Source organism: Citrobacter sp. Cpo142, assembly GCF_030332425.1.
Taxonomy (GTDB): Bacteria; Pseudomonadota; Gammaproteobacteria; order Enterobacterales; family Enterobacteriaceae; genus Citrobacter; species Citrobacter portucalensis.
In genome coordinates this window covers 190,345-215,923 of sequence record NZ_JAOWHW010000113.1, presented here as the reverse complement: position 1 = coordinate 215,923, position 25,579 = coordinate 190,345, and the positions used below count along the sequence as shown (strand labels likewise).

The following is a 25,579-nucleotide window of genomic DNA, read 5'->3' as shown; positions in this document are numbered from 1 at the left end:
TGCTGTTCCTCTTTTTTTGTCAGGAAAAAATATTTTGTGTTGCCTCTCGACAGAAGGAAATTATTCAGGCTATTTTCTAAACGTGCCACCATCGTGGCAGCGTCGCTCGGACGGTCCGGGCGCTAACGTTAATCTGAGGATATTATGGCTGACTCCCGCCCTGAACGTCGCTTTACGCGTATTGATCGCCTTCCCCCGTACGTTTTTAACATCACCGCTGAACTGAAGATGGCTGCGCGTCGGCGCGGCGAAGATATTATCGACTTCAGCATGGGGAACCCGGATGGGGCCACGCCTCCTCACATTGTTGAAAAACTGTGTACCGTGGCGCAGCGCCCGGATACTCATGGTTATTCCACCTCTCGCGGCATTCCACGTTTGCGTCGGGCGATTTCCCGCTGGTACCAGGAACGCTATGACGTTGAGATCGATCCTGAATCCGAAGCCATTGTGACCATCGGTTCCAAAGAGGGACTTGCGCACCTGATGCTGGCAACGCTCGATCACGGTGATACGGTCCTCGTGCCTAACCCAAGTTATCCCATCCATATCTATGGCGCGGTGATCGCTGGCGCGCAGGTGCGTTCAGTGCCGCTGGTTGAAGGTGTCGACTTCTTTAATGAGCTGGAACGCGCAATACGCGAAAGTTACCCGAAGCCGAAGATGATGATCTTAGGTTTCCCTTCCAACCCGACCGCGCAGTGCGTTGAGCTGGAATTTTTTGAGAAAGTGGTGGCCCTGGCTAAACGCTATGACGTGCTGGTGGTTCACGACCTGGCCTACGCTGATATTGTTTATGACGGCTGGAAAGCGCCATCGATTATGCAGGTACCAGGCGCTCGCGACGTCGCAGTTGAATTTTTCACCCTGTCGAAAAGCTACAACATGGCGGGATGGCGTATCGGGTTTATGGTGGGCAACAAAACGCTGGTGAACGCGCTGGCGCGAATTAAGAGCTATCACGATTACGGGACCTTTACGCCACTGCAGGTTGCGGCCATCGCCGCGCTGGAAGGCGATCAGCAGTGCGTGCGGGATATCGCTGAGCAATATAAACGTCGTCGTGATGTACTGGTCAAAGGGCTGCATGAAGCTGGCTGGATGGTCGAGATGCCAAAAGCCTCGATGTACGTTTGGGCGAAAATTCCAGAGCAATACGCCGGGATGGGGTCACTTGAGTTTGCCAAGAAGCTGCTGAACGAAGCGAAGGTATGCGTTTCGCCAGGGATTGGGTTTGGTGATTATGGTGATACGCATGTGCGTTTTGCGTTGATTGAAAACCGTGACCGTACCCGCCAGGCTATTCGCGGCATCAAAGCAATGTTCCGTGCAGATGGCTTGTTACCGACCAGTGCAAAATCGACTTCTGAAAGTACCGACTGACGAATATTCCCCCAAAATGCAAACAGGAGCCTGATGGCTCCTGTTTTTTGCTGCGTCTTTTAATTTAGATCATCAGGGCGAAAGTACCGGCCCAAACGATGACCATAAAAGAAATGCCCATAAAGAAATATTTCACTTTTCATCTCTCCGCGTACCTGGGGTACGTCTAAATGAACATATGCTTACCTGACAGAGAGCTGATGCACACGCGAACGAAAGGGAGAATACCCCTCATTTGCTTGGCTGCATCACCTCAGAATTCTGAGCTTTAATGCTCCAGACGGCGCTAATGTACGCCTAAAAATGAGACGAGACAAGAGGCATTTTTCTATTTGATTTTAATAACTTACAACTGTCGTGATTCGGCGACAGTTTAATTTCTGCCGGTAATAAATTGCTATTGAGCGACGTAATGTTTACTCGGAGAATTCTTATATCGCCATTATGTTAATGCGGTTAATTTTTCGCGGAATGAGATAATGAAAAGGTTAAAAATGACCAGATTAATGATGTTAGCACTCGTTTTCACGCCATTGACGTCGATGGCGGCCTCACCGTTGGCGTTTAATTTCAGCTGCGCAAGTATTGGTGGTGTGAATAGCGATGGTAAAGGCAATGTTTGGATTGATGGCACGAAGGCGACGGTGAAGACCATTAATGAAAATTACTGGGAAGCAAAAAGCGGGAACAATACCGTTTCTATCTCCCGTAAAAACGACGGGAATCCGGACGTTTCCTGGGCCGGCCCTAATCGTAAGCACGGGGTATGCCCGCCTGAGGACAATACCGACTTTTCCGGGGCCAAAAAATCGACCAGCACTGGACCCTCTTTTTCCTGCGCTGCGGTAGAAAAAGGCAGTATCGAAGAGATTATCTGCCAGAGTCCTTCGCTCTCAGAAATGGATTTGGCGTTAAACGGGGCCTATAAGCAGGCGCTGGTTAAATCAAGCAATAACCCGACGCTGAAAGCAGAGCAACGAGGCTGGGTGAAAGGGCGTAACGAGTGCTGGAAGGAACAGGATAAATCAGCCTGCATCGCCCGCAACTACAGCGAGCGAATGGCTGAACTGCACAGCAAATGGGGCGTTAAGTAATTCAGCCGCAGAAAAAAAGAAAGGCCTTACGGCCTTTCTTTTTAGATATACAACGAAGCTTCACCCATCGGGCGAGTTTTAAAGCGGCGGTGGATCCAGAGATACTGCTCGGGTGCACGCATGATCTCTTTTTCGATAATTTTGTTCATATACGCCGCAGCCTGGCTTTCATCTGCCGGGTAACCTTCCATTTCCGGGGTGATGAACAGGCGGTAACCGGTGTTATCTGCTTTTCTCACCATGGTTACGGTCAGCATTGCTGCGCCCGATAATCGTGACAGTACGTAGGTACCGTTGGTGGTCGCCACGTCTTTGACTGCGAAGAAGGGGGCGAATGAACTCCCTTTACGACCATAGTCCTGATCGGGGGCAAACCATACGGCCTCGCCTTTTTTCAGGGCACCGACAATACCACGCAGATTATTTCTGCCGATCATCGCCTTGTTGGAGCGCATACGACCGCGGGTTTGGATCCACTCCATCAACTTATTGTTGTGCGGGCGATAGGTTGCCATCATCGGCTGACAAAGTCCCATTACGCGTCCACCCAACTCGAGCGACATAAAGTGTACACCTACAACCATCACGCCACGATTTTGCATCTGAGCGCGCTTCAGGTTGTCCAGCCCTTCTACATCAAACCATTTACGCACCCGACGGTCCGGCCAGAACCAGGCCATACCTGTTTCAAGCAGCCCCATGCCGAGCGAACGGAAATTCTCATCGACCAGTTTGTCTCTTTCTTCCTGCGACAGATTTGGGAAACAGAGTTCGAGATTTTTACGTGCAATAGATTCACGGCGTTTTAAAAATGGACGAGCCAGCGTTCCTGTACGGGTACCAAGAAAACACAATACGGGATAGGGAAGCTGTACCAGTAACCAGAGCACACCAACACCAAACCATGTGAGCCAGTAGCGCGGATGCAAAAACGCGCGTGAAAATTTACTTTGGGGGAACATAAGCACCTGTTGTTGATACGAAATAGATGTATCGCGAAGATTCTTTGCCTGTCGCTTTACACTCTGCACTGATCGTTAGGCCGCCATGAACGACATTGGTTCCTGTAAAGAGTGTAAAACTGAGTCAGGACAAAACCACGAGGGGGCATGAATGATCGGACGCACAATGTACACCCGAAAATTAATGTCAGCCAGAAATAATTACTCAAGATTCGTAAATGTTTTTAGGGCGATTAAGGGCAAAATTTCGCCTATATATAATTCGTTGTTTTTATGATGATTAAATAAACGACGGAGAAACAGTGTAATAGTAAGCGGTCGAATGATTTTTGTGAATAAAATGTTGCTCAAATTGCATGCAGATAGGAATTGTCTTAGAATATAAAGTTAAGGGAGTGTAAGGACTTACGTTAAGTTTACGGCAGACAGGAGGTATCGCTATGCTCTATTTCTGGATCTTTCTCATACTGAGCATTCTGTGCGTCAGTTGCTATATCTGGCAGGTTATAGGCGCTGCGGCGTCAATTAGCGCTTTTCTCGGCATGGCCATCCTTACGGCATTAATTTACGTTTTTACTATGCGGCTGACCAATGGTGACGAAATGGTAACTGGATTATTCCTGTTTCTTGCCCCGGCATGTGGTTTGATCATTCGCTTTATGGTCGCAGACGGTAAGCAATAATTTGGAATGTTACGTTTAGCAATAAATTATCACCTTAAGTTATTTATTATTTGTCTGAGTTTATTGAAGTGCCAGCATCGCTGGCACTTTTTTGTGAGACCGAAATGAATTACCGGGCATCCGCCAACTGGAGTGATGCTTCTTCTTGTTGAGCATTTTTTCGCTGTTGTTCAAGTTCCAGCGCACCGCGATGAGAGAGGTAGCAGAACAGGATGCAGCAAACAATACCCCCCATCAGCAGATAGAAGCCGCCGTGCCACCCCATTTTGTCGACCATTACGCCAAACAGACTGGTGCCCAGCGATGCGCCAAAAATGTAGCTCATAAATCCGCGCAGTCCTACTGCAGAACCTACTGCGAAGCTGGGGACGATTTCCATCGTCTGAACAGAAGCGAGGAACTGTGGAACATAGATCAGGCAACCCACAATGGCGGCAAAAATAGTGACCATCAGCAGGGATTCACTTTTCCAGTAGCCGATCAAACAGACGAAAATCAGCGCCATACAAATCATGGCCAGCGGCATGCGACGGCCTTTAAACAGTTTATCGGTAAGCCAGCCCGCCAGTAATGTGGAAGGGATTGCCGCCCATTCAAAAAACAGAAAAGCGATGCTCATTTGCTCTTTCGAGAAATGTTTTTCGGTTAACAGATAAATAGGCAACCAACTAATCATGCCAAAACGCACCATATAGACGAAGACATCTACCAGTGAAACATACCAGGCATTCTTATTACGCAGCACATAGGTGCAGAAAATCTGGAAGGCACTCATATTTTCTGGTGCCTGGACAGCGTGTCGGGAATTTAATACTACTTTTTCTTCCGGCATCATTTGTTCCAGAGCCGGTAAGCCTTCCTGGCGCGGTGAACCTTTCCCCAGCATCAGCACAATAAAAGCAAACAGTACGGCAACACCGGCCGGGACAATATAGCTGGCGCTTTGCCAGTGCTCGCTCCCTAAAATGGCAAAGGCGGCACCAACAATCGGAGCGACAATACCACCGCCAACGTTGTGAGAAATATTCCAGAATGCGCCGACGCGTCCACGTTCTTTACGCGGAAACCAGTTGGCAATGGTAATAAATGAAGGACCAACGCCCATTCCCTGGAACAAGCCATTGAAAACGACCAGAGCGGCAAAAATCCAGAATCCGGTACTGAATCCTAAACCGACGTTTACGATGGCGCACAGAACCAGGCCGCATGCCATAAAGACCTTAGGGCTGGCCTTGTCTGCCAGACTACTCATAATGCCTTTACTGATCCCATAGGCAATAAGCATACAACTGCTGAGTAGACCAATTTGCGTGGCACTGAGATCCAGATGTTCTTTCAGGTACGGTGTTGAGAGCGTGAAGTTATTGCGCACAATATAGTATGCGAGATAGCCAAGAAATACACTGAGTAATGCCTGAATGCGGTATCGGCCATAAGTTTCCTGGACTTTCTCCGCCGGGACTTTATTTGCCGCTGGCCCTGCCTTAAATATGGATAACATATCATCACCTAAATTTATATTGATGTGAATATCAGGATTTTTCGCAGTGAAGAGTGAAATAGACAGCAGAGAAACTCAAGTTGATGAAATGAGTCACTATTGACACAATTTGTGGATTGCGTGGCTGATTTTGACTCTTTTTAAATAATGGATTTTCAATTCTATTCTTTTACGGATGCTTTTATCATCGGCGTGTGCGGATATTAACAAATCCAGACTGCGTTTTCGGGTATTCTTCACCGATGTCGTCACTTTCCGTTTGGTTATTCTACGAATAACCTTATTCTTCCCCCAGTCGGTGATAAACGGGTAAGTTTTGTCTCAATATTATTTTTTGCACATGTTGGTATTTATGAACAGGATCACAAACAGACTTTTGGGCCGGGGGCGTTGTTGGGCGATCTCGCTCTGTTTTATGTCATTGTCGGTGAGTTGCCTGGCGCAGGGTAAAGAGCTGGTAATGGCGACAACCTTTTCACCGGGGGCAACGGCCTGGATTATTCAGCGTTGGCAGACTGAACCGGGGTCGGTGATGATTCGCACGTTAAACCGGACCAGCAGTTCGTTGGAGCAACTGCTGGATACCGCGAATGCGGAAAATGTTGATCTGATTTTGACCTCATCCCCTATGCTGTTGCAGCATCTGCAGGAACATCAGAAGTTGGCGCCCTTCGACAATGCGTTGCCGGAAAGCCAGCGGCTGGTGCCAGACTCTATCCGTTCGACCTCCGTGGCAGTGGCGATATCTGGTTTTGGTCTGTTAATTAATCGTTCTGCGCTGGCGGCACGACATCTGTCGCCTCCTGCCGACTGGGGGGACTTAACGCTGCCCAAATATCAGAACGCGCTGTTGATGAGTAGCCCATCGCGTTCGGATACCAACCATCTGATGGTTGAGTCATTGCTACAGCAAAAAGGGTGGGAAGCGGGGTGGGCGACGCTGCTGGCGAGTGCTGGAAATCTGGTGACGATTTCATCACGCAGTTTTGGCGTAGCCGACAAAATTAAGAGTGGCCTGGGCGTGGCGGGGCCGGTCATTGATAACTATGCCAACCTGTTGCTTAACGATCCTCACCTGGCTTTTACCTATTTTCCACGCTCGGCGGTATCGCCAACCTATGTGGCTGTTCTCAAGAACAGCCAGCACCCCAATGAAGCGCGTCGTTTTATCCGCTATTTGTTAAGCCCGGAGGGACAGCGGATCCTTGCTGATGCGAATACGGGAAAATATCCGGTAACGCAGCTCGCATCTGATAATCCCCGCGCTGCTCAGCAGGCTATTTTAATGAACCAGCCTCCGCTTAATTATCGACTGATCCTTAAGCGGCAACAGTTAGTGCAGCGGATGTTTGATACCGCCATCAGTTTTCGTCTTGCGCAACTGAAGGATGCATGGCGGGCGCTATACAGTGCGGAAGCGCGCCTGAAGCGCCCGCTACCCGAAATCAGAGCCTTACTGACCAGCGTTCCGATAGATGCCAAAAGTAGTGAAGATGAAGCCTGGCTTGCGCAGTTTGATAATAAAAGCGTTGCCGAACAGCAGATGATGGAGTGGCAGCTCTGGTTTCTTAAAAATCAGCGTCAGGCGATATCAAAACTGGAAGAATTAAAATGAAAGGTGGATCGATACTGCAACGCCTTCGCCAACTCAGCATCAGCAGCAGCCTGCGGGGAGCCTTTCTAACGGGCGCATTACTGACGTTGAGCGTCAGCTGCGTCAGTTTGTACTCCTGGCATGAGCAGAGCTCGCAGATACGCTATTCGCTTGATGATTACTTCCCGCGCGTGCATTCCGCTTTCTTGATTGAAGGAAATCTTAACCTGGTTGTGGACCAGCTAAATGAATTCCTGCTGGCTCCCAATACGACGGTAAGACTGCAACTGCGCAATCAGATAATCTCGCATCTGGATAAAATCGAAGTGCTGAGCAGGGGGTTGCAATCAGCAGAGCAGCAGCAACTGGCGGTGATTTTGCAGGACAGCCGGGCGCTGATGGCGGAACTGGACCGGGTGCTCTACAACATGTTCCTTGTACGCGAAAAAGTGAGCGAACTTTCCGCGCGCATTGATTGGCTACATGATGATTTTACTACTGAGCTGAATTCACTGGTGCAGGATTTTACCTGGCAGCAGGGGACGTTGCTGGATCAAATCGAGGCCAAAAATGGTGATGCGGCGCTGTATCTCAAACGTGCCCGAGAGGTGCAAAACGAGCAGCAGCAGGTCTACACCCTGGCAAGAATTGAAAACCAGATCGTTGATGATTTACGCGACAGGCTCAATGAACTGAAATCGGGTAGCGACGATGGCATGCTGGTGGAGAATCACATCCGCTACCTGGAAAATCTGAAGAAAACGGCGGATGAAAATATTCGTACCCTCGATGACTGGCCCAGCACTATCACACTGCGACAAACTATCGATGAGCTGCTGGAAATCGGGATGATGAAAAATAAAATGCCCGATACGATGCGCGATTATGTTGCAGCGCAAAAAGCGCTGGTTGATGCCAGCCATGCCAGAGAGGCCACGCTTGGGCGCTTTCGAACACTGCTGGAAGCGCAACTGGGGAGTAGCCATCAGCAAATGCAGACGTTTAACCAGCGGCTGGAACAAATTGTTCGCGTCAGCGGTGGGCTTATCCTGCTGGCGACGTTGCTGGCGCTACTTCTCGCCTGGGGGCTTAACCACTACTTCATTCGCTCGCGTCTGGTGAAGCGTTTTACTGCGCTCAACCAGGCCGTGGTGCAAATTGGTCTTGGCAGAACGGATGCCTCTATCCCGGTGTATGGACGCGATGAACTGGGGCGTATCGCAGGCTTGCTGCGCCATACTCTGGGGCAATTGAGCGCGCAAAAAAATCAGCTGGAACAGGAAGTGACCGAGCGCAAGGAGATTGAATCCGATCTTCGTGCAACGCAGGATGAGCTGATCCAGACGGCAAAACTGGCTGTGGTCGGCCAGACTATGACCACGCTGGCGCACGAGATTAATCAACCGCTGAATGCGCTGTCGATGTACCTGTTTACGGCGGGGAGGGCAATCGAACAGGGACAACCCGCTCAGGCCAGAAGCACGTTAACCAAAGCGGAGGGGCTGATTACTCGCATCGATGCCATTATCCGTTCACTGCGTCAGTTTGCGCGCCGGGCCGAGCCTGGCACGCCTCTGCATCCGGTCGATCTACGACAAACGTTCAACGCTGCCTGGGAACTGTTGGCCATGCGACACAAGCCACAGCAGGGTACGCTGACGCTCCCAGACCGGGGCGTGTGGGTGGCTGGTGATGAAGTGCGTATTCAGCAGGTGCTGGTAAACGTCCTGGCAAATGCGCTGGATGCCTGTCCGGTTGCGGCGAAAATAGAGGTTCACTGGCAGACCGAAGGCAGCCGGTTGTGCGTATTTATCAGCGATAACGGCCCCGGCTGGCCTGGGGCATTATTACCATCACTGTTAAAACCGTTTACCACCAGTAAGGATGTTGGCCTCGGTATTGGCTTATCGATTTGTGTATCGTTAATGATGCAAATGAGCGGCGAACTGCGCCTGGCGTCGACCCCGGGGCGCAATGCCTGCGTCGTTCTGCAATTTAATCTGACGGATGTAAACGATGTTGAGTGATGAATATTCTGTTCTGCTTATTGATGATGATGCCGATGTTCTTGACGCTTACACCTTGTTGCTTGAACAGGAGGGATATCATGTATTCGCATGCAGTAACCCTTTTGATGCCCGAAATTGGCTGCAGGCCGACTGGCCAGGGATTGTCCTGAGCGACGTGTGTATGCCTGGCTGTAATGGAATTGACCTGATGACGTTGTTTCATCAGGATGACAATCAGCTTCCGATCCTGTTGATCACCGGACATGGCGATGTCCCTATGGCGGTGGACGCGGTGAAGAAAGGTGCGAGGGATTTTCTGCAAAAACCGGTTGATCCTGGCAAACTGCTGGTGTTGGTAGAGGACGCGTTGCGGCAGAGAAAATCTGTGATTGCACGTCGTCACTATTGCCAGCAAAAGCTCCAGGTTGAACTGGTCGGCTACAGTGACTGGGTTAATCAGTACCGCCAGCGCTTACGGCAACTGGCTGAAACGGATATTGCCGTCTGGTTTTATGGCGAGCCGGGAACCGGACGTATGACCGGTGCCCGTTATTTGCATCAGCTTGGGCGCAGCGCTGAAGGACCGTTTATTCGTGGGGAGTTGACGTTAGAGAATGCGGGGCAACTCAATGACCTTATTGCCCAGGCGCAAGGGGGAACGCTGGTCCTGAGCCATATTGAGTGCCTGACGCGCGAACAGCAGCACCAGCTGGTGCATTTGCAAAGTCAGGAGCGGCGTCCGTTTCGCTTAATTGGCATTGGCGCCACTTCGTTGGTGGAACTGGCGGCAACCAACCAGATTGTGGCTGAACTATATTACTGTTTCGCGATGACGCAAATTGGTTGCCAGCCGTTGTCTCAGCGCCCGGATGATATTGAGCCGCTGTTTCGTCATTATCTGCACAAAGCCTGTCTGCGTCTGAACCATCCGGTGCCTGAAGTTGAAGTGGATTTACTGAAAGGCATGCGGCGTCGCGTGTGGTTAAGCAATGTCCGGGAACTGGCCAATGCCGCCGAGCTTTTTGCTGTTGGGCTACTGCCACTGGCTGAAACCGCGAATCCGCAACTGCATTTGCCCGAACCGACACCGCTCGATCGTCGGGTCGACGAGTACGAGCGACAGATCATTACCGAAGCGCTCAATATTCATCAGGGACGCATTAATGAAGTGGCGGAGTATTTACAAATTCCGCGTAAGAAACTGTATTTGCGCATGAGAAAATACGGACTGAGCAAGGAACACTATAAGTTTTAGCAGATGGCATGTGGGGAAGAAGAGCGGGTGACGGTATTTCGGTGGTGGCACTAGCGTTCACCGAAATACGCGACGGAACTCTGGGTGATTATCGGGGTGTTTTTCTTACCACATCAAATCGTCAGGAATGACAAAATCAGCATACGGATCGTCTTCGTCCTTCGCTTCCTGGCTCAGTTCGCAATTTAGAACAATATAGCTTGCATCGCGCTGGGCAATCTTGTCGGCGACAACAGCCGGGATAATGGCGTATTCGCTCTCGCTGCTGCTTTCAGCCGTCAGGCGGGCAATGGCCAGACGGCCCTTGATCAACTGAGACTGGGTTACCTTATCAACATAAACTTTTTTGATCAGGTTATTGTCAGTAAAGTTGTAACCAATATCGCCACGGGAAATGGTGATTTTGTTCATTTCAATCAGTTGCTTGATCTGCGCTTTGTATTCTTTAGACAATGCGGCCTGCTTCTGCTGTTCGCTGAGCTGCTTATCACGCTCGACCTGTGCTTTTTTATTTTCTTCAACCGCTTCTCTGGCTTCACGAGCCTGAACGCGCGATTTTTTCGCCGTTCTCTGCACTTTCGCCATTTTTTTGCTGCTGACCAGACCTGCTTTAAGCATCTGTTCTTGTAGGGTAAGTTTTGTCATTGTCGCTTCTAATCCAAAAAATCGTTGCAAGGATTATAACCTTAACGTTCGGCGGGACGCCAGAATGATGGCCGCAGCCACGGCTGTTATCTCGGGCCGCTGTCACTTGTTCTGTGTCTCTCCTTTTTCTGAATCAGTTGATGATTACCTGATTTTTAATAAAAAATAATATGCCAAATAAGTTAATAAAGTGGAGTATAGGTTTGCAAATTCACATTAGTCAGTGTTTTATTCTAATTGAAGTAATTAAATAGAGTTATACTGGCAAAAATTTAATCTAAAAAACAAACAGTTGCCCATTGTTCAAATTTAAAGAGCCGCTTCTTTACGCCGATAACCATAGTGAAAATATGGATAATGGAGGGAAGTGGCATGTGGTGGGTTTATCGAATGCCGATGAAAATGAAGTTAATAATTGCGCTACAACCATTATTATTGGCGTTATGTTGGTTTGCTGGTTCAGGAATATTAACGCGCATTGAGACAGAACGGCAGATGGAGAATATTGCCCAACTGACAGCGCTCGCACACAGTGCCGGAAATGTAGTGCATGAATTGCAAAAAGAACGCGGTATGAGTGTCGGGTTTCTGGGGGCTGCAGGGAAGACGTTCAAAGATGAGTTAAATGCACAGCGGGCTTTGACCGATCGCGAGATCGAGGTATTTGTGCGGTCACTGTCCGATACTGCATTACCGGAAGGGGATGTCGCCACCTCTGTCGCCACGTTTAAGAAAAACATTCTTTCTCTCTCCACTATACGGGAGAACGTCACGCAATTAGGGCTTCCGGCTTCAGATGTTGTTAAGTTTTATACCAACGTCATTGCTGATGTGCTGAATTTTGTGGGTAGATTGGGGCAGTTGACGGATTCTGGCGAGATGGCAAACGCATTCGCCGCCTACTACAACCTGCTGAATTTAAAAGAACAGGCGGGTATTGAACGAGCTCTGCTGTCAAATATCTTTTCCTCCGGCCATTTCGCCGACGGACAGTTACATCAGCTCAGTGATGTCGTCAGTAAACAGAACGTTTGGTTAGCAGAATCGTTACGCCTGAGTTCACCGGAACAGGCAGCCATGTTGAAAAGCCGCTTACAGTCAGCAGAAGCGTCAAAAGCCCTCGCATTTCGTGAAACCGCGTTTAGCCATGCCGCCAACGGTGGATTTGGTGTCGATCCTACTACCTGGTTTAAAGTACAAACCCAGCGTATTGAAGTGATGCGGCAGATAGAAAATGTGGCGGCGAATCTTCTGTTGGCGAATGCAGAAAAACTCGCGCAGGATGCACGAAAAAACTGGCAAATATATATGGCTGTCAGCCTGTTAGCGCTACTTGCATCATTGACGTTCGCTGGGGCCATCGCAATCAATATGCACCGTCAGTTTAGTGACACGCTACGCAAGATTGCGGGTATGAACGGCGATCTGACTCAACGTCTGGCGACCCCGGGCAAAGATGAGCTTTCCTCACTTAATCGCGCCTATAACACGATGCTGGAAAGTATTCAGCATATCGTACAGGAGATTAAGCAAGGCTCCGTGGTTTTGTCTGATGCCAGTAGCAGTATTACGGCGGGAAATCAGGATCTGGCGCAACGTACAGATGAACAGGCAGCATCAATAGTAGAAGCTGTGGCCAGTATGGAGCAGCTATCAACAGCGATTACGCAAACGGCAGATAATGCCCGCGAAGCGGAGCATCTGACAATCAGGCTGGAAAAAGAGGTCCGACAGGCCAGTAACGTTGCCAGTGCGGCGAACCAGAGCATGGGGGATATTCGCGCTTCCAGTGAGAAAATCTCGAATATTGTGACCTCGATTGACGATATTTCGTTTCAGACTAACTTACTGGCGTTGAATGCGGCAGTGGAAGCTGCACGGGCAGGAGAGATGGGCAGGGGGTTTGCGGTCGTAGCCAGTGAAGTGAGAAATCTTTCGCAGCGTTGCGCCAAAGAGGCTAACCAAATCCGTGAGCTGGTCGCGCAGAATATGGTCAAAATTAGTGAAGGTGTTGAGCGGGTTACGGCATCTGCTACCGCGCTGGAAGCCGCGGCGGATAATACCACCAGTATGAAGCAATATATTGCGGATATCGCTCGTGTGGCGACGGAGCAGTCGCAAGGGGTAACCCAGATAAACCTGGCACTGCGACCGATGGAGCAGGTTACGCAGCAAAATGCGGCGTTGGTATCTCAGGCTGCGAGCGACAGCCAGCGGCTGGACAATCTGTCGGCAACCATGAAGGATCTGGTTAACCGTTTTGTTGTCTGACGTGGCGCCGTTTAACCGACCCGGAAAACATACCGGGTCGGTTAGTTATCGTATCCTCATGGTGAGGATAGGAAGGAGCATTGGTCAGGTACTTTCAGTGGGTTAGAAAAAGATTTCTGACACAGGGATGTCGTCGCTGGTAAAGTGAGCAACCAATACCGAGATCTGGCCAGAAGGGAATTCAGTGTGACTGAGCGTATTGATTATCAGGCTGAAAAATACAGTTTTACTGAGGCGACAGAGTGTTCCCGTCTTACCGGCCAGTGGGCTGATGTTATTGCTGAATGCCGGGAAATGAAGGCGGGGCCCCAAGAACGTCTGCGTATTGCTTTATTGAATGTGGACTATGTGACCAGCTTTGAGCTGCCTTTCCGCCTGTTATTACTCCGTACTCCACAACTGATTGCCAGCGTGCGTGAAGAGCTGCAGCTTAGTCAGAAAAACGTCATCTTTAACGGCAAACGCTTTGGATGTGTTTACAGCCTGAAAGCGAGTCTCGGCGGGATCCCGAATGAATTTCAGTACCGCCTGTCACATCGTATCCGGCGCATTAGTCCTGCAGGTTCAGGCGAAGCGCCATATCAGCAGATTGCTAAAACAGTAAAAGCGCCGCGTGAACGTCTGAAGCTGGCACTGGAATCGGGCCTTGATGTCACTGCGCTGGACGGGCTTTTCTGGTTTGGCAGCCAGCGTATTGCCGCTGATGTGTTGAGGCTGAGAAAAGCAGGGATGCGGATAGCGACAAAGCAGACAATGGTGTCCGACAATCTTACTGCAACAGTGAGGAATGTGCCGTTTTACCGCCTGGCCCAGGGATGAACTGACTGGTAAATGAAAGGATTATAACGGGGAGCACAAGAATTCATGGTGTCCCCTGCAGGAATCGAACCTGCAACTAGCCCTTAGGAGGGGCTCGTTATATCCATTTAACTAAGGGGACGAAGCGGCACGAGTATAGCGTTTTTTACTCACAACGGTAAGTCTCAGGCCGCCCGACTGCTCAAACAGTCACCATTCAGGCCTGTTTTTTCTGGTTTTTCTGCTTTTGCTCATCACGCTTTGCTTGCAACCTGGCTTCTTCCTTGCGTTTGTTGCTCATATCATTGCGGATCTGCGCATGGCTCATCAGCGCGAAAATAAACGTTCCGCCACAGATATTCCCGGCGAGCGTTGGTAGCGCAAAGGGCCAGAAAAAATCACTCCAGTGCAGCGTGCCATTAAAGACCAAATAGAGAATTTCCACCGAGCCGACGACGATATGCGTGGTATCACCTAACGCAATCAGCCAGGTCATCAGAATAATGACCACAATTTTTGCCGCCCCGGCAGACGGAAACATCCACACCATGGTGGCAATTAACCAGCCGGAAATGATGGCGTTGGAAAACATCTCTGTTGGCGTATTTTTCATCACATCCATACCAATTTTGACAAAAGCATCGCGGGTCTCTTCATCAAAAATCGGCATATGTTCAAACGCCCATGCGGCAACCCCGGTGCCAATAATATTACCCAGCAGAACCACGCTCCACAGGCGCATCAACAGGCCAAAATTGCCGAGGGTAGGGTTTTGCATCACCGGCAGTACAGCGGTGACGGTATTTTCGGTAAAGAGTTGCTGGCGGGCCATAATGACAATAATAAAGCCGAAGGTATAACCGAGGTTCTCGAGTAAAAATCCCCCTGGCACGCCTTCCAGTTGTACGTGAAAAATCCCTTTAGCCAGCAATGAGGCGCCCATCGACAGTCCTGCTGCGATGGCTGACCACAGTAGCGCCATCGCGTCACGCTCCATCTCTTTCTCCCCATCCTGGCGAATATGTTCATGGATTGCCATGGCGCGGGAGGGGAGTCTGTCCTCATCAAGCTCTATCTTTGTCCCTGTTAGCTTTTCATCGCTTTCCACCTCGAGCTCGTCGCTGTGTCGATCGATCTTATCTTTCTTGATGTCATTCATAGCCGAATCCTGAATAAGCACGTATTGCTAAAGCGTAGCGGCTTTTGTCCGAAAACCAGCGGGAGAAAGTCTGAGATAGCAAAAATAGTAACGTTTGTTTTTATCGGGTTAGTTAGAATAGAACCGCCGCGGAGTGCGCATTACCAGGCTATGATCAAATCAGTAAGACAGGGTATATAGACATCATTTGACGTGCTGTTACAATCGCTCACATCTAAACAGGCGGATACGTCATCGTTCCGTCATGGATGGCAATCAGCGATAGCCATAAAACACAGGGAGACACTTATGAAGCTTCGCCTGTCGGCGCTTGCGCTGGGAACCACACTTTTGGTGGGGTGTGCGAGCTCCGGTACTGAACAGCAGGGGCGTTCGGACCCATTTGAAGGGTTCAACCGCACCATGTACAACTTCAACTTTAATGTTTTAGATCCATATGTTGTTAGACCCGTAGCTGTTGCCTGGCGTGATTATGTTCCGCAGCCAGCGCGTAATGGTTTAAGCAACTTTACGGGGAACCTTGAAGAGCCGGCCGTCATGGTCAACTACTTCCTGCAAGGCGATCCTTATCAGGGGATGGTGCACTTTACCCGTTTCTTCCTGAATACCCTGTTAGGTATGGGCGGCTTTATAGATGTGGCAGGTATGGCTAATCCGAAGTTGCAGCGCGTTGAACCACACCGCTTTGGCAGTACGTTAGGCCATTATGATGTTGGTTACGGGCCGTATATGCAGCTTCCGTTCTACGGTAGTTTCACGCTGCGTGATGACGGCGGCGATATGGTCGATACGCTGTATCCGGTACTGTCCTGGCTGACCTGGCCGTTGTCGATAGGCAAATGGACGGTTGAAGGGATTGAAACCCGTGCGCAATTGCTCGACTCTGACGGTCTGCTGCGTCAGTCTTCCGATCCTTACATCATGGTGCGCGAAGCTTACTTCCAGCGTCATGACTTTATTGCGAACGGCGGGAAACTCAAACCAGAAGAAAACCCGAACGCGAAAGATATTCAGGATGATTTAAAAGAGATCGATTCTGAGTAAGGAATTGGGCAAATAAAAAGGTGAGCTAAAAAGCTCACCTTTTTTACGTCTGAAGAAAATCAGAATGCGTAGTTGAAGTTTGTACCAAACAGCCAGGCTTTACCTTCAGAGTCGAAAGTATAGTTGCCTTCTTGCACTGTTACTTTTTGTCCGTGCATGTAAGACACACCGACGTCGATAGAGGCATCGTCATTGAACGCATAAGTTGTACCTGCACTCAACCACAGGCGATCCTGATCCGGAATCGAGATGGAACGCTTACTTGCTGGAACCGGGCTATCGTCATAAGCAATACCGGTACGGAACGTCCAGCTTTTATCCATATAGTAAGTCGTACCCAATGCAATGCGGTAAGAATCTTTGAAGCCTTCTTCTTTATAGAACAGTGTCTGTCCATTGGAACCTGTGGCTTTCAGCTCCTGGAACTGACTCCAGCTGGTATAGGCCATGCTGTAGTGGATAGCCCACTGTGGTGCAATACGGTTATAACCTGACAATTCCCACATTTCAGGAAGGTTAAGTGTCAGAGAACCCGGGACGGTGGCATTGGTCGTTCCCCATGGGAATGTAGTGCCAGCGCCAGGTATAGCGTTCGCCTGGGTACGGATGCCACTCTTATAATCGCCATCAAAATCAATTTTAACTTCAGAACGGTACGTTAAACCATAACGGTTATTTTTATCCAGTTCGTACAGAATCCCGGCGTTCCAACCGTAGCCCCATTCGTCCCCTTTCAGGCTGGCAATTTTGTTGCTGACCTTCGGTAATGCAGCCGTCTGCTCGCCAGAATAACGTTCAATTTTTGCATCAGCATAAACGGCGTTAAAACCGAGACCGAAGCTCCAGCTATCATTCAGACGGTAGGCGCCGCTCAGGTTAAGGTTGACCGTTTTAAGGTCGGTCTTACCGCCGTATTCACCGACGATGTAGCTGTCGTTAAATTCGGTAGCCAGGCCATAGTTTGAGGTAACGGAAGCACCCCAACCAAACTGTTCGTTGATAGGCATCACGAAGTGAGCATTGGGAACCCACGCCGTAGGCGCGATGTTGTCCGCATCAGTGCTGCGTCCGGTGTATGGCGATTTACCGGAAATATTAACGTCTGGATCGATATACACCGCACCTGCTGAGAAAGTAGGGCGATCGAACATCATAATCAGTGCCGGGTTACGACTGGCGTTACCTGCATCATCTGCAATTGCGCCTTCACCCGAATATGCCCGGCCAAGGCCAGAGGAAGAAAATTCGTTTAACTGAAAGCCTGCAGACCAGGCCTGTGTGGAGATAATTGCCACTGCGACTGCGACTGCGAGAGCAGACTTTGTAAACAGGGTTTTCTGGCTCATGACCATAACCTCATAGATTTATTTTTATACAAACAATGTTACATGCCGTAACAGGAGCGCGAAGTGTAGGGTCTGAGGTACGACTTAGAAATCAGACCAGTGGCGTGAGTATAGGTCTGACCAGCTGGAATGTTGCAAGTATGTTTATAAATATTTTCAAATTTGATCAGAGAAACGCGATCCAGCTGGCAAAATTGCGGGGGGGCGCACTCACCTGTTTGGGCGATTTTTGTTTTAGATCATTTTTAAGTGTGATTTCGGTCACTTATCGCATTTCATACAATTAACGACTGGAGAGGCGAATAATGGGAGCGTAAAATATCCCTATCGTTTATCTGGCACCTCAGGTGCGAATACAGAGGAAATCTACAATGAGTAAATGCAGTGCTGATGAAACCCCGGTTTGCTGCTGTATGGATGTTGGCACCATCATGGACAACTCCGATTGCACCGCGTCCTACAGCCGTGTGTTCGCGAACCGCGCAGAGGCAGAAGAAACGCTGGCCGCTCTGACTGAAAAGGCGCGTGGCGTGGAATCTGAGCCTTGCCAAATCACCTCGACCTTTACTGAAGAGTCAGAAGGTGTGCGTCTGGATATCGACTTTGTTTTTGCCTGTGAAGCTGAAACGCTGATCTTCCAGCTGGGCCTGCGTTAATCCCCCTCTGCAAAAGCCCTTGCTATCTGATAGCAAGGGCTTTTTCGTAACTGTCAGTGATTATTCACTGTGTCTTAGCTCCCACTTTCTTTTCTCTCCGCTTGGCTAAATGTAAAAAATTGGTTAAGACTATGATCAGGTCAGACCACTTATTTTATTTTTTTACAGGGGAGTGTTATGAGTCAGGCTTTACCGCTGGTTACCCGCCAGGGCGACCGTATTGCCATTGTAAGTGGATTGCGTACGCCATTTGCTCGTCAGGCTACCGCGTTTCATGGCATTCCCGCCGTTGATTTAGGAAAAATGGTCGTCGGTGAGCTGCTGGCGCGCAGCGAAATACCTGCTGATGTGATTGAGCAACTGGTTTTTGGTCAGGTGGTGCAAATGCCTGAAGCGCCAAATATTGCTCGTGAAATCGTGCTGGGAACCGGCATGAATGTGCATACGGATGCTTATAGCGTAAGCCGAGCCTGCGCGACCAGTTTTCAGGCAGTGGCGAATGTCGCGGAAAGCCTGATGGCGGGGTCTATTCGTGCGGGAATTGCGGGTGGTGCGGACTCATCGTCAGTCTTGCCTATTGGCGTTAGTAAAAAGCTGGCGCGGGTGCTGGTGGATGTCAATAAGGCCCGGACAACCGGTCAACGCCTTAAACTCTTTTCCCGACTGCGTTTACGTGACCTGATGCCTGTGCCGCCAGCCGTCGCCGAGTATTCCACTGGTTTGCGTATGGGGGATACGGCTGAGCAAATGGCCAAAACCTATGGTATTACCCGAGAACAGCAGGATGCTCTGGCGCACCGCTCTCATCAGCGTGCCGCTCAGGCGTGGGCTGAAGGAAAGCTGGCAGATGAGGTAATGACTACCTACGCGCCACCGTTTAAAGATCCTTTTTCAGAAGATAACAATATTCGCGGTAACTCTACGCTGGCCGATTACGCCAAACTACGTCCGGCGTTTGACCGCAAGCACGGCACTGTCACCGCAGCAAACAGTACCCCGATAACGGACGGCGCAGCCGCCGTGATCATGATGACGGAGTCGCGTGCGAAAGAGTTGGGGCTGGTGCCGCTGGGATACCTGCGTAGTTTTGCTTTTACCGCCATCGATGTCTGGCAGGACATGCTGCTGGGACCAGCGTGGTCAACGCCGCTAGCCCTGGAGAGAGCCGGTCTGACCATGGCAGATTTAACCCTGATCGACATGCATGAAGCTTTTGCCGCACAAACGCTGGCGAATCTTCAGTTGTTGGGTAGCGAACGTTTTGCCCGCGACGTGCTGGGCAGAGCACATGCCACTGGCGAAGTTGATGACAGTAAATTTAACGTGCTGGGTGGATCGATTGCCTATGGACACCCCTTCGCCGCTACCGGTGCGCGCATGATCACCCAAACCCTACATGAGTTACGACGTCGTGGCGGTGGTTTTGGTTTAGTGACCGCCTGTGCAGCTGGTGGTTTGGGTGCAGCCATGGTTCTGGAGGCGGAATAATGGAAATGGCATCGGCTTTTACACTAAACGTACGTCTGGATAACGTTGCTGTTGTCACCATTGATGTGCCCGGAGAGAAAATGAACACCCTGAAAGCGGAGTTTGCTTCTCAGGTACGGGCCATTCTGAAACAAATCCGCGATAACAAAGCATTGCGCGGCGTGGTGTTTATTTCGGCTAAACCCGATAACTTCATTGCCGGGGCGGATATCAACATGATTGGTAGTTGTCGTAGCGCGCAGGAAGCCGAAACGCTGGCCCGTCAGGGGCAGCAGATGATGGCGGAAATTAATGCCTTGCCGATCCCGGTTATCGCCGCGATTCATGGCGCATGCCTCGGCGGTGGCCTGGAGATGGCACTGGCGTGTCACAACCGTATTTGTACCGATGATGTTAAAACCGTTCTGGGTTTACCGGAAGTACAACTTGGCTTGTTGCCCGGCTCCGGTGGTACGCAGCGGCTGCCGCGCCTGATTGGCGTCAGTACTGCACTGGATATGATCCTCACCGGAAAACAATTACGCGCAAAACAGGCGCTGAAAGTTGGTTTAGTGGATGAAGTTGTACCGCATTCCATTTTGCTGGAAGCGGCCGTAGAACTGGCTAAAAAGGACAGTTCTGCGCATCGAACACTGCCCGTGAGAGAGCGAGTGTTGGCGGGGCCGCTGGGGCGGGCGCTGTTGTTCCGCATGGCCAGTAAAAAGACGGTGCAAAAAACGCAAGGTAACTACCCTGCAACAGAACGTATCCTTGAGGTCATCGAAACCGGGCTAGCGCAAGGTAGCAGTAGCGGTTACGACGCTGAGGCCAGTGCGTTTGGTGAGCTGGCGATGACATCCCAGTCTCGGGCGTTACGGCACATCTTTTTTGCCAACACCGATGTGAAAAAAGATCCCGGAAGTGATGCGAAACCTGGCCCGCTAAACAGCGTAGGTATTTTGGGCGGCGGTCTGATGGGCGGTGGTATTGCCTACGTGACGGCCTGTAAAGGCGGCTTGCCTGTGCGCATCAAAGATATAAACGCTAAGGGAATCAACCACGCGCTGAAGTACAGCTGGGATCAGCTTGAAACGAAGGTTCGCCGCCGTCATATCAAAGCCAGTGAACGCGATAAACAACTGGCGCTGATTTCGGGATCGATCGACTACCGTGGCTTTGCGCATCGCGATTTGATTATTGAAGCCGTGTTTGAAGATCTGTCGCTAAAACAACGGATGGTGGCTGAAGTTGAGCAAAATTGCGCACCTCACACCATTTTTGCTTCTAACACCTCATCTTTGCCCATTGGCGATATTGCCGCGAATGCTGCCAGGCCTGAACAAGTGATTGGTTTACACTTTTTTAGTCCGGTGGAAAAAATGCCATTGGTCGAAGTGATCCCACATGCCACGACTTCTGAACAGACGATTGCAACCACCGTTAAGTTAGCGAAAAAACAGGGCAAAACGCCGATAGTAGTCAGAGATAAGGCTGGCTTTTACGTTAACCGCATTTTAGCGCCTTACATTAACGAAGCGATTCGTATGTTGACCGAAGGCGAGCGGGTTGAAACCATAGACGCCGCGCTGGTTAAGTTTGGTTTTCCGGTCGGGCCAATCCAACTTTTGGATGAGGTCGGAATTGATACGGGCACTAAAATTATACCAGTGCTTGAAGCTGCATATGGAGAACGTTTTAGCGCGCCTGCAAATGTTGTTGCTTCAATTTTGAATGACGATCGCAAAGGTAGAAAAAATGGTCGGGGTTTCTATCTTTATGGTGCGAAAGGGCGTAAAAGCAAAAAACAGGTCGACCCTGCAATTTATACGCTTATTGGCGTCCAGGGCCAGGGCCGACTTACCGCCGCGCAGGTAGCAGAGCGGTGCGTCATGTTAATGCTCAATGAAGCAGCCCGTTGTTTCGACGAGAAGATAGTCCGCAGCGCACGTGATGGCGACATCGGCGCTGTATTTGGTATTGGTTTTCCGCCATTCCTCGGCGGCCCGTTCCGGTATATGGATTCTCTCGGCGCGGGTGAAGTGGTTGCGGTTCTGCAACGGCTGACCACGCAGTACGGTTCGCGGTTTACACCGTGTGAGCAGTTATTGCAGATGGCGGAACGCAGTGAAAGATTCTGGAATATTGGGGAAACTGACCTGAATTCATGAGGTCAAAGGTAGGATGAATCCGCACTGAATGTATGGGTCGCGCTCAAAATGTAAACAGAGATTGACTATACTTACGCCGTTGAGGTAAAAAACAGCGTTTCATTCGGTGAATGGATAAGGCACAATGCCGGCCACCATATCGTTACCACAGCCAATAGGGGCTGTGAATAAAGGTAGTGGTGATTCTGGTTAACAAAAGCGGTGCAATATGCAAGTTTTTATCATGCGTCACGGCGACGCGGCCCTCGATGCCGCCAGTGATTCGGTTCGTCCCTTAACCTCCTGTGGTTGTGACGAATCTCGCCTGATGGCGAACTGGCTGAAAGGTCAAAAAGTGGATATCGAACGTGTTCTGGTGAGCCCGTTCCTACGAGCCGAACAAACGCTGGATGTGGTGGGGGAGTGTATGAACCTGCCAACCGGTGTGGATGTTTTGCCGGAGCTGACTCCCTGCGGCGATGTCGGTCTGGTCAGCGCCTATTTACAGGCTCTGGCCAATGAAGGTATCGCCACCGCACTGGTTATCTCTCACTTGCCTTTAGTGGGATATCTGGTGTCTGAGCTTTGCCCAGGTGAAACACCGCCGATGTTTACCACATCAGCGATTGCCAGCGTTACGCTTGATGAGAGCGGGAAGGGTACTTTTAACTGGCAAATGAGCCCGTGTAACCTGAAAATGGCAAAAGCGATTTAAACAGGCCGGATAAGGCGCAGCAGCCACCCGGAAAATCAAAGAGCCGCAAATGCGGCTCTTTTTGTCTTTCTGCATCACGGAAGTTCGGGCGGTAGCCACTCTTCCACTTCAATCAGCACCAGCAGCGCGGCGTCGCCACCGTACTCCTTCGGTGCCTGATGAAAGGCCATTACGTGCGGATGCTGGGCCAGCCAGAGCGGCGTCTGCTGTTTCAGAATATGTTTTCCGTGGCCATGCATCACGCAGGCGCAAAACACATGCTCACGGCGACAGGCGGCAATCAGCGCGCCTAACTCTTGTTTGGCCTGTTGCTGGGTCAGCCCATGCAGATCGAGAAACAGCTCCGGAGAGTAATCGCCACGGCGCATTTTCTTCAGTTCGAAATGGCTGACGTCGGCGCGCAGGTATCTTACCGGGCCGTCCGTATTCAGCAGCGGCTGAAACTCATCCGAGAAATAGTGGCTGGCATCAGCCTGCTCCTGTAGCAGCCTTTTAACCGGAACCTCGGCAATTTTTTTACGTGGAGGTCGGTGAACAATGGTGTCCTGTTTAATTTTACGCGTGCCGGTCATCAGCTGGCGAAACAGCGTCTGATCCTCCTCGCTGAGCGATGTTTTCTTTTTCATTCGAGAGTCTCAACTTTTATTTTCCGTTAGTTTAACCCGACTCGGCGGGCATCCGATCGCTTAAAACGCAATTTTCGCGTTCAGGCCCCGTGTGAATGCTGATTTATCGCCGTCTTCGTGGCAAACTAGCCGCCGAAATTAATACGAGCATGCCCTGGAGGAATACGTGGATAAAATTTTCGTCGATGAAGCAGTGAGTGAACTGCATACCATTCAGGACATGTTGCGTTGGGCGGTCAGCCGTTTTAGCGCGGCGAACATCTGGTATGGCCATGGCACGGATAACCCATGGGACGAGGCCGTACAACTGGTGCTGCCGTCACTTTATTTGCCGTTGGATATTCCAGAAGATATGCGTACCGCGCGTCTGACCTCCAGCGAGCGTCATCGTATTGTTGAACGCGTGATTCGCCGCGTCAACGAGCGCATTCCGGTTGCTTATCTGACCAACAAAGCCTGGTTCTGCGGGCATGAATTTTATGTTGATGAACGCGTGCTGGTTCCACGTTCACCGATTGGCGAGCTTATCAATAACCGCTTTGCGGGCCTTATTAATGAGCAACCGCAGCATATCCTCGATATGTGTACCGGCAGCGGCTGTATTGCCATTGCCTGCGCCTATGCCTTCCCGGAAGCCGAAGTCGATGCGGTGGATATTTCCACTGACGCGCTGGCGGTGACTGAACACAATATTGAAGAACACGGTCTGATCCATCACGTCACGCCGATCCGTTCCGATCTGTTCCGCGATCTGCTGAAAGTCCAGTATGACTTGATTGTGACCAACCCGCCGTATGTCGATGCGGAAGATATGTCCGATCTGCCAAACGAATATCGTCACGAACCTGAGCTGGGTCTGGCGTCCGGCAGCGATGGGCTGAAACTTACCCGCCGCATTCTGGGGAACGCCCCGGACTACCTGTCAGATAACGGTATTCTGATTTGTGAAGTCGGAAACAGCATGGTACATCTGATGGAGCAATATCCGGATGTACCGTTCACTTGGCTGGAGTTTGACAACGGCGGTGACGGCGTATTCATGCTGACCAAAGAGCAGTTAGTTGCTGCTCGCGAGCACTTCAGCATTTATAAAGACTAATTACACGCGCACATACACAACACGCATAACGGAGCCGTGATGGCAGGAAACACAATTGGGCAACTCTTTCGCGTAACCACTTTCGGCGAATCACACGGGCTGGCGCTCGGTTGTATTGTCGATGGTGTTCCGCCGGGCATTTCTCTGACAGAAGCTGACCTGCAGCACGATCTCGACAGACGCCGTCCGGGCACATCGCGCTACACTACGCAGCGTCGTGAGCCGGATCAGGTGAAAATCCTCTCCGGGGTGTTCGAGGGCGTTACCACAGGCACCAGCATTGGCCTGCTGATCGAAAATACCGATCAGCGTTCACAGGATTACGGCGCGATTAAGGACGTTTTTCGTCCGGGACACGCCGACTATACCTATGAGCAAAAATATGGCCTGCGCGACTACCGTGGCGGCGGACGTTCATCCGCACGTGAAACAGCGATGCGCGTGGCGGCCGGAGCGATTGCCAAAAAATATCTGGCGGAAAAATTCGGCGTTGAGATCCGCGGCTGCCTGACGCAGATGGGTGATATTCCGCTGGAGATTAAAGACTGGTCCCAGGTGGAACTTAACCCGTTCTTTTGCCCGGACCCGGATAAACTCGACGCGCTGGACGAACTGATGCGCGGGCTGAAGAAAGAAGGTGACTCCATCGGAGCTAAGGTGACCGTTGTTGCACGCGGTGTACCTGCGGGTCTCGGCGAACCTGTATTCGACCGCCTGGATGCCGACATCGCCCATGCGCTGATGAGCATTAACGCCGTTAAGGGCGTTGAGATTGGCGATGGATTTGACGTTGTTGCGCTGCGCGGCAGTCAGAACCGTGACGAAATCACCAAAGAAGGTTTCCAGAGTAACCATGCGGGCGGCATTCTGGGCGGGATCAGCAGCGGGCAACAAATCATTGCTCATATGGCGCTGAAACCGACGTCCAGTATTACCGTTCCTGGGCGCACTATTAACCGCTTTGGAGAAGAAGTCGAAATGATCACTAAAGGTCGCCACGATCCGTGCGTAGGGATCCGCGCCGTACCGATCGCCGAGGCGATGCTGGCGATCGTATTGATGGATCACCTGCTGCGTCAGCGGGCGCAAAATGCGGACGTGAAGACCGATATTCCACGCTGGTAA

General features: G+C 50.6%; 22 protein-coding genes and 1 tRNA gene. 15 read left to right on the top strand and 8 right to left on the bottom strand.

Annotated features, from left to right (window positions below; translation table 11 throughout):
- Positions 1–144 precede the first annotated feature (144 nt).
- Positions 145–1,383, top strand: coding sequence for an alanine transaminase (alaC, locus tag OGY18_RS10810; RefSeq protein ID WP_008785386.1), 1,239 nt, complete (start codon positions 145–147; stop codon positions 1,381–1,383).
- 64 nt (positions 1,384–1,447) lie between these two features.
- On the opposite strand, the gene ypdK is transcribed toward alaC, so the two are convergent.
- Entirely contained in the window at positions 1,448–1,519 is a 72-nt protein-coding gene (gene ypdK / locus OGY18_RS10805) for a membrane protein YpdK (protein WP_010723117.1), read from the bottom strand.
- 343 nt (positions 1,520–1,862) lie between these two features.
- Between ypdK and OGY18_RS10800 the strand changes: the two genes are divergently transcribed.
- Positions 1,863–2,477: a lysozyme inhibitor LprI family protein gene (locus OGY18_RS10800; RefSeq protein ID WP_286552970.1), complete on the top strand. Its 615-nt coding sequence runs from the start codon at positions 1,863–1,865 to the stop codon at positions 2,475–2,477.
- A gap of 41 nt (positions 2,478–2,518) precedes the next feature.
- Here OGY18_RS10800 and lpxP read toward each other — a convergent pair whose 3' ends face one another.
- Positions 2,519–3,439 (bottom strand): kdo(2)-lipid IV(A) palmitoleoyltransferase, encoded by a 921-nt coding sequence (lpxP, locus tag OGY18_RS10795; RefSeq protein ID WP_149385262.1) that lies wholly within the window; start codon positions 3,437–3,439, stop codon positions 2,519–2,521.
- A 440-nt stretch (positions 3,440–3,879) separates the two neighbouring features.
- On the opposite strand from lpxP, the gene OGY18_RS10790 reads away from it, so the two are divergent.
- Positions 3,880–4,122 carry a DUF2545 family protein gene (locus OGY18_RS10790; protein WP_003834857.1) on the top strand — a complete coding sequence of 81 codons (243 nt, stop codon included), beginning with the start codon at positions 3,880–3,882 and terminating at the stop codon, positions 4,120–4,122.
- Between the two features lie 109 nt (positions 4,123–4,231).
- Here the strand turns inward: OGY18_RS10790 and pgtP are convergent, their stop codons facing one another.
- Positions 4,232–5,623 (bottom strand): phosphoglycerate transporter PgtP, encoded by a 1,392-nt coding sequence (gene pgtP, locus OGY18_RS10785; RefSeq protein ID WP_079939112.1) that lies wholly within the window; start codon positions 5,621–5,623, stop codon positions 4,232–4,234.
- Positions 5,624–6,038: 415 nt separating this feature from the next.
- Between pgtP and pgtC the strand changes: the two genes are divergently transcribed.
- From pgtC to pgtA, 3 genes are read left to right on the top strand one after another with little or no spacing between them, the layout of a single operon-like run.
- Entirely contained in the window at positions 6,039–7,238 is a 1,200-nt protein-coding gene (gene pgtC, locus OGY18_RS10780) for a phosphoglycerate transport regulator PgtC (RefSeq protein ID WP_125112650.1), read from the top strand.
- Positions 7,239–7,249: 11 nt separating this feature from the next.
- Positions 7,250–9,244, top strand: coding sequence for a two-component system sensor histidine kinase PgtB (pgtB, locus tag OGY18_RS10775; RefSeq protein WP_186336569.1), 1,995 nt, complete (start codon positions 7,250–7,252; stop codon positions 9,242–9,244).
- Positions 9,234–10,481 carry a two-component system response regulator PgtA gene (gene pgtA / locus OGY18_RS10770; RefSeq protein ID WP_148361691.1) on the top strand — a complete coding sequence of 416 codons (1,248 nt, stop codon included), beginning with the start codon at positions 9,234–9,236 and terminating at the stop codon, positions 10,479–10,481. The genes pgtB and pgtA overlap by 11 nt, the downstream gene beginning before the upstream one ends.
- A 105-nt stretch (positions 10,482–10,586) precedes the next feature.
- Here the strand turns inward: pgtA and OGY18_RS10765 are convergent, their stop codons facing one another.
- Positions 10,587–11,126, bottom strand: a complete 540-nt coding sequence (locus OGY18_RS10765) for a DUF2058 domain-containing protein (RefSeq protein WP_020996692.1) — start codon at positions 11,124–11,126, stop codon at positions 10,587–10,589.
- Between the two features lie 372 nt (positions 11,127–11,498).
- On the opposite strand from OGY18_RS10765, the gene OGY18_RS10760 reads away from it, so the two are divergent.
- Positions 11,499–13,397, top strand: coding sequence for a methyl-accepting chemotaxis protein (locus tag OGY18_RS10760; protein WP_286552963.1), 1,899 nt, complete (start codon positions 11,499–11,501; stop codon positions 13,395–13,397).
- 186 nt (positions 13,398–13,583) lie between these two features.
- Positions 13,584–14,216: an ECs1377 family protein gene (locus tag OGY18_RS10755; protein ID WP_148361693.1), complete on the top strand. Its 633-nt coding sequence runs from the start codon at positions 13,584–13,586 to the stop codon at positions 14,214–14,216.
- A gap of 46 nt (positions 14,217–14,262) precedes the next feature.
- Here the strand turns inward: OGY18_RS10755 and OGY18_RS10750 are convergent.
- Positions 14,263–14,337: transfer RNA gene (locus OGY18_RS10750), tRNA-Arg, on the bottom strand.
- Positions 14,338–14,412: 75 nt separating this feature from the next.
- Positions 14,413–15,354 (bottom strand): formate/nitrite transporter family protein, encoded by a 942-nt coding sequence (locus tag OGY18_RS10745; RefSeq protein WP_286552958.1) that lies wholly within the window; start codon positions 15,352–15,354, stop codon positions 14,413–14,415.
- Positions 15,355–15,642: 288 nt separating this feature from the next.
- Here OGY18_RS10745 and mlaA point away from each other — a divergent pair, with 288 nt between their 5' ends.
- A complete protein-coding gene (gene mlaA / locus OGY18_RS10740; protein ID WP_003028190.1) occupies positions 15,643–16,398 on the top strand; it encodes a phospholipid-binding lipoprotein MlaA in 756 nt (251 codons plus the stop codon).
- 59 nt (positions 16,399–16,457) lie between these two features.
- Here mlaA and fadL read toward each other — a convergent pair whose 3' ends face one another.
- Positions 16,458–17,744 (bottom strand): long-chain fatty acid transporter FadL, encoded by a 1,287-nt coding sequence (gene fadL, locus OGY18_RS10735; protein ID WP_148361694.1) that lies wholly within the window; start codon positions 17,742–17,744, stop codon positions 16,458–16,460.
- A 371-nt stretch (positions 17,745–18,115) separates the two neighbouring features.
- On the opposite strand from fadL, the gene OGY18_RS10730 reads away from it, so the two are divergent.
- The 4 genes from OGY18_RS10730 (at position 18,116) to sixA (ending at position 22,729) form a co-directional block, all read left to right on the top strand.
- Complete coding sequence (locus OGY18_RS10730) at positions 18,116–18,400, top strand: YfcZ/YiiS family protein (RefSeq protein WP_003834838.1); 285 nt, start codon at positions 18,116–18,118, stop codon at positions 18,398–18,400.
- 177 nt (positions 18,401–18,577) lie between these two features.
- Complete coding sequence (fadI, locus tag OGY18_RS10725) at positions 18,578–19,888, top strand: acetyl-CoA C-acyltransferase FadI (RefSeq protein ID WP_286552955.1); 1,311 nt, start codon at positions 18,578–18,580, stop codon at positions 19,886–19,888.
- Positions 19,888–22,035, top strand: coding sequence for a fatty acid oxidation complex subunit alpha FadJ (gene fadJ, locus OGY18_RS10720; protein WP_286552954.1), 2,148 nt, complete (start codon positions 19,888–19,890; stop codon positions 22,033–22,035). The genes fadI and fadJ overlap by 1 nt, the downstream gene beginning before the upstream one ends.
- Positions 22,036–22,243: 208 nt before the next feature.
- Entirely contained in the window at positions 22,244–22,729 is a 486-nt protein-coding gene (gene sixA, locus OGY18_RS10715; protein ID WP_003028179.1) for a phosphohistidine phosphatase SixA, read from the top strand.
- A 74-nt stretch (positions 22,730–22,803) separates the two neighbouring features.
- On the opposite strand, the gene smrB is transcribed toward sixA, so the two are convergent.
- Positions 22,804–23,355 (bottom strand): endonuclease SmrB, encoded by a 552-nt coding sequence (smrB, locus tag OGY18_RS10710; RefSeq protein ID WP_003839296.1) that lies wholly within the window; start codon positions 23,353–23,355, stop codon positions 22,804–22,806.
- 166 nt (positions 23,356–23,521) lie between these two features.
- Here smrB and prmB point away from each other — a divergent pair, with 166 nt between their 5' ends.
- Both prmB and aroC read left to right on the top strand, forming a co-directional pair.
- Positions 23,522–24,454, top strand: a complete 933-nt coding sequence (prmB, locus tag OGY18_RS10705; protein ID WP_003834827.1) for a 50S ribosomal protein L3 N(5)-glutamine methyltransferase — start codon at positions 23,522–23,524, stop codon at positions 24,452–24,454.
- Between the two features lie 39 nt (positions 24,455–24,493).
- The gene (gene aroC / locus OGY18_RS10700; protein ID WP_079939928.1) at positions 24,494–25,579 is read left to right on the top strand and encodes a chorismate synthase; all 1,086 of its coding nucleotides are present in this window, start codon (positions 24,494–24,496) and stop codon (positions 25,577–25,579) included.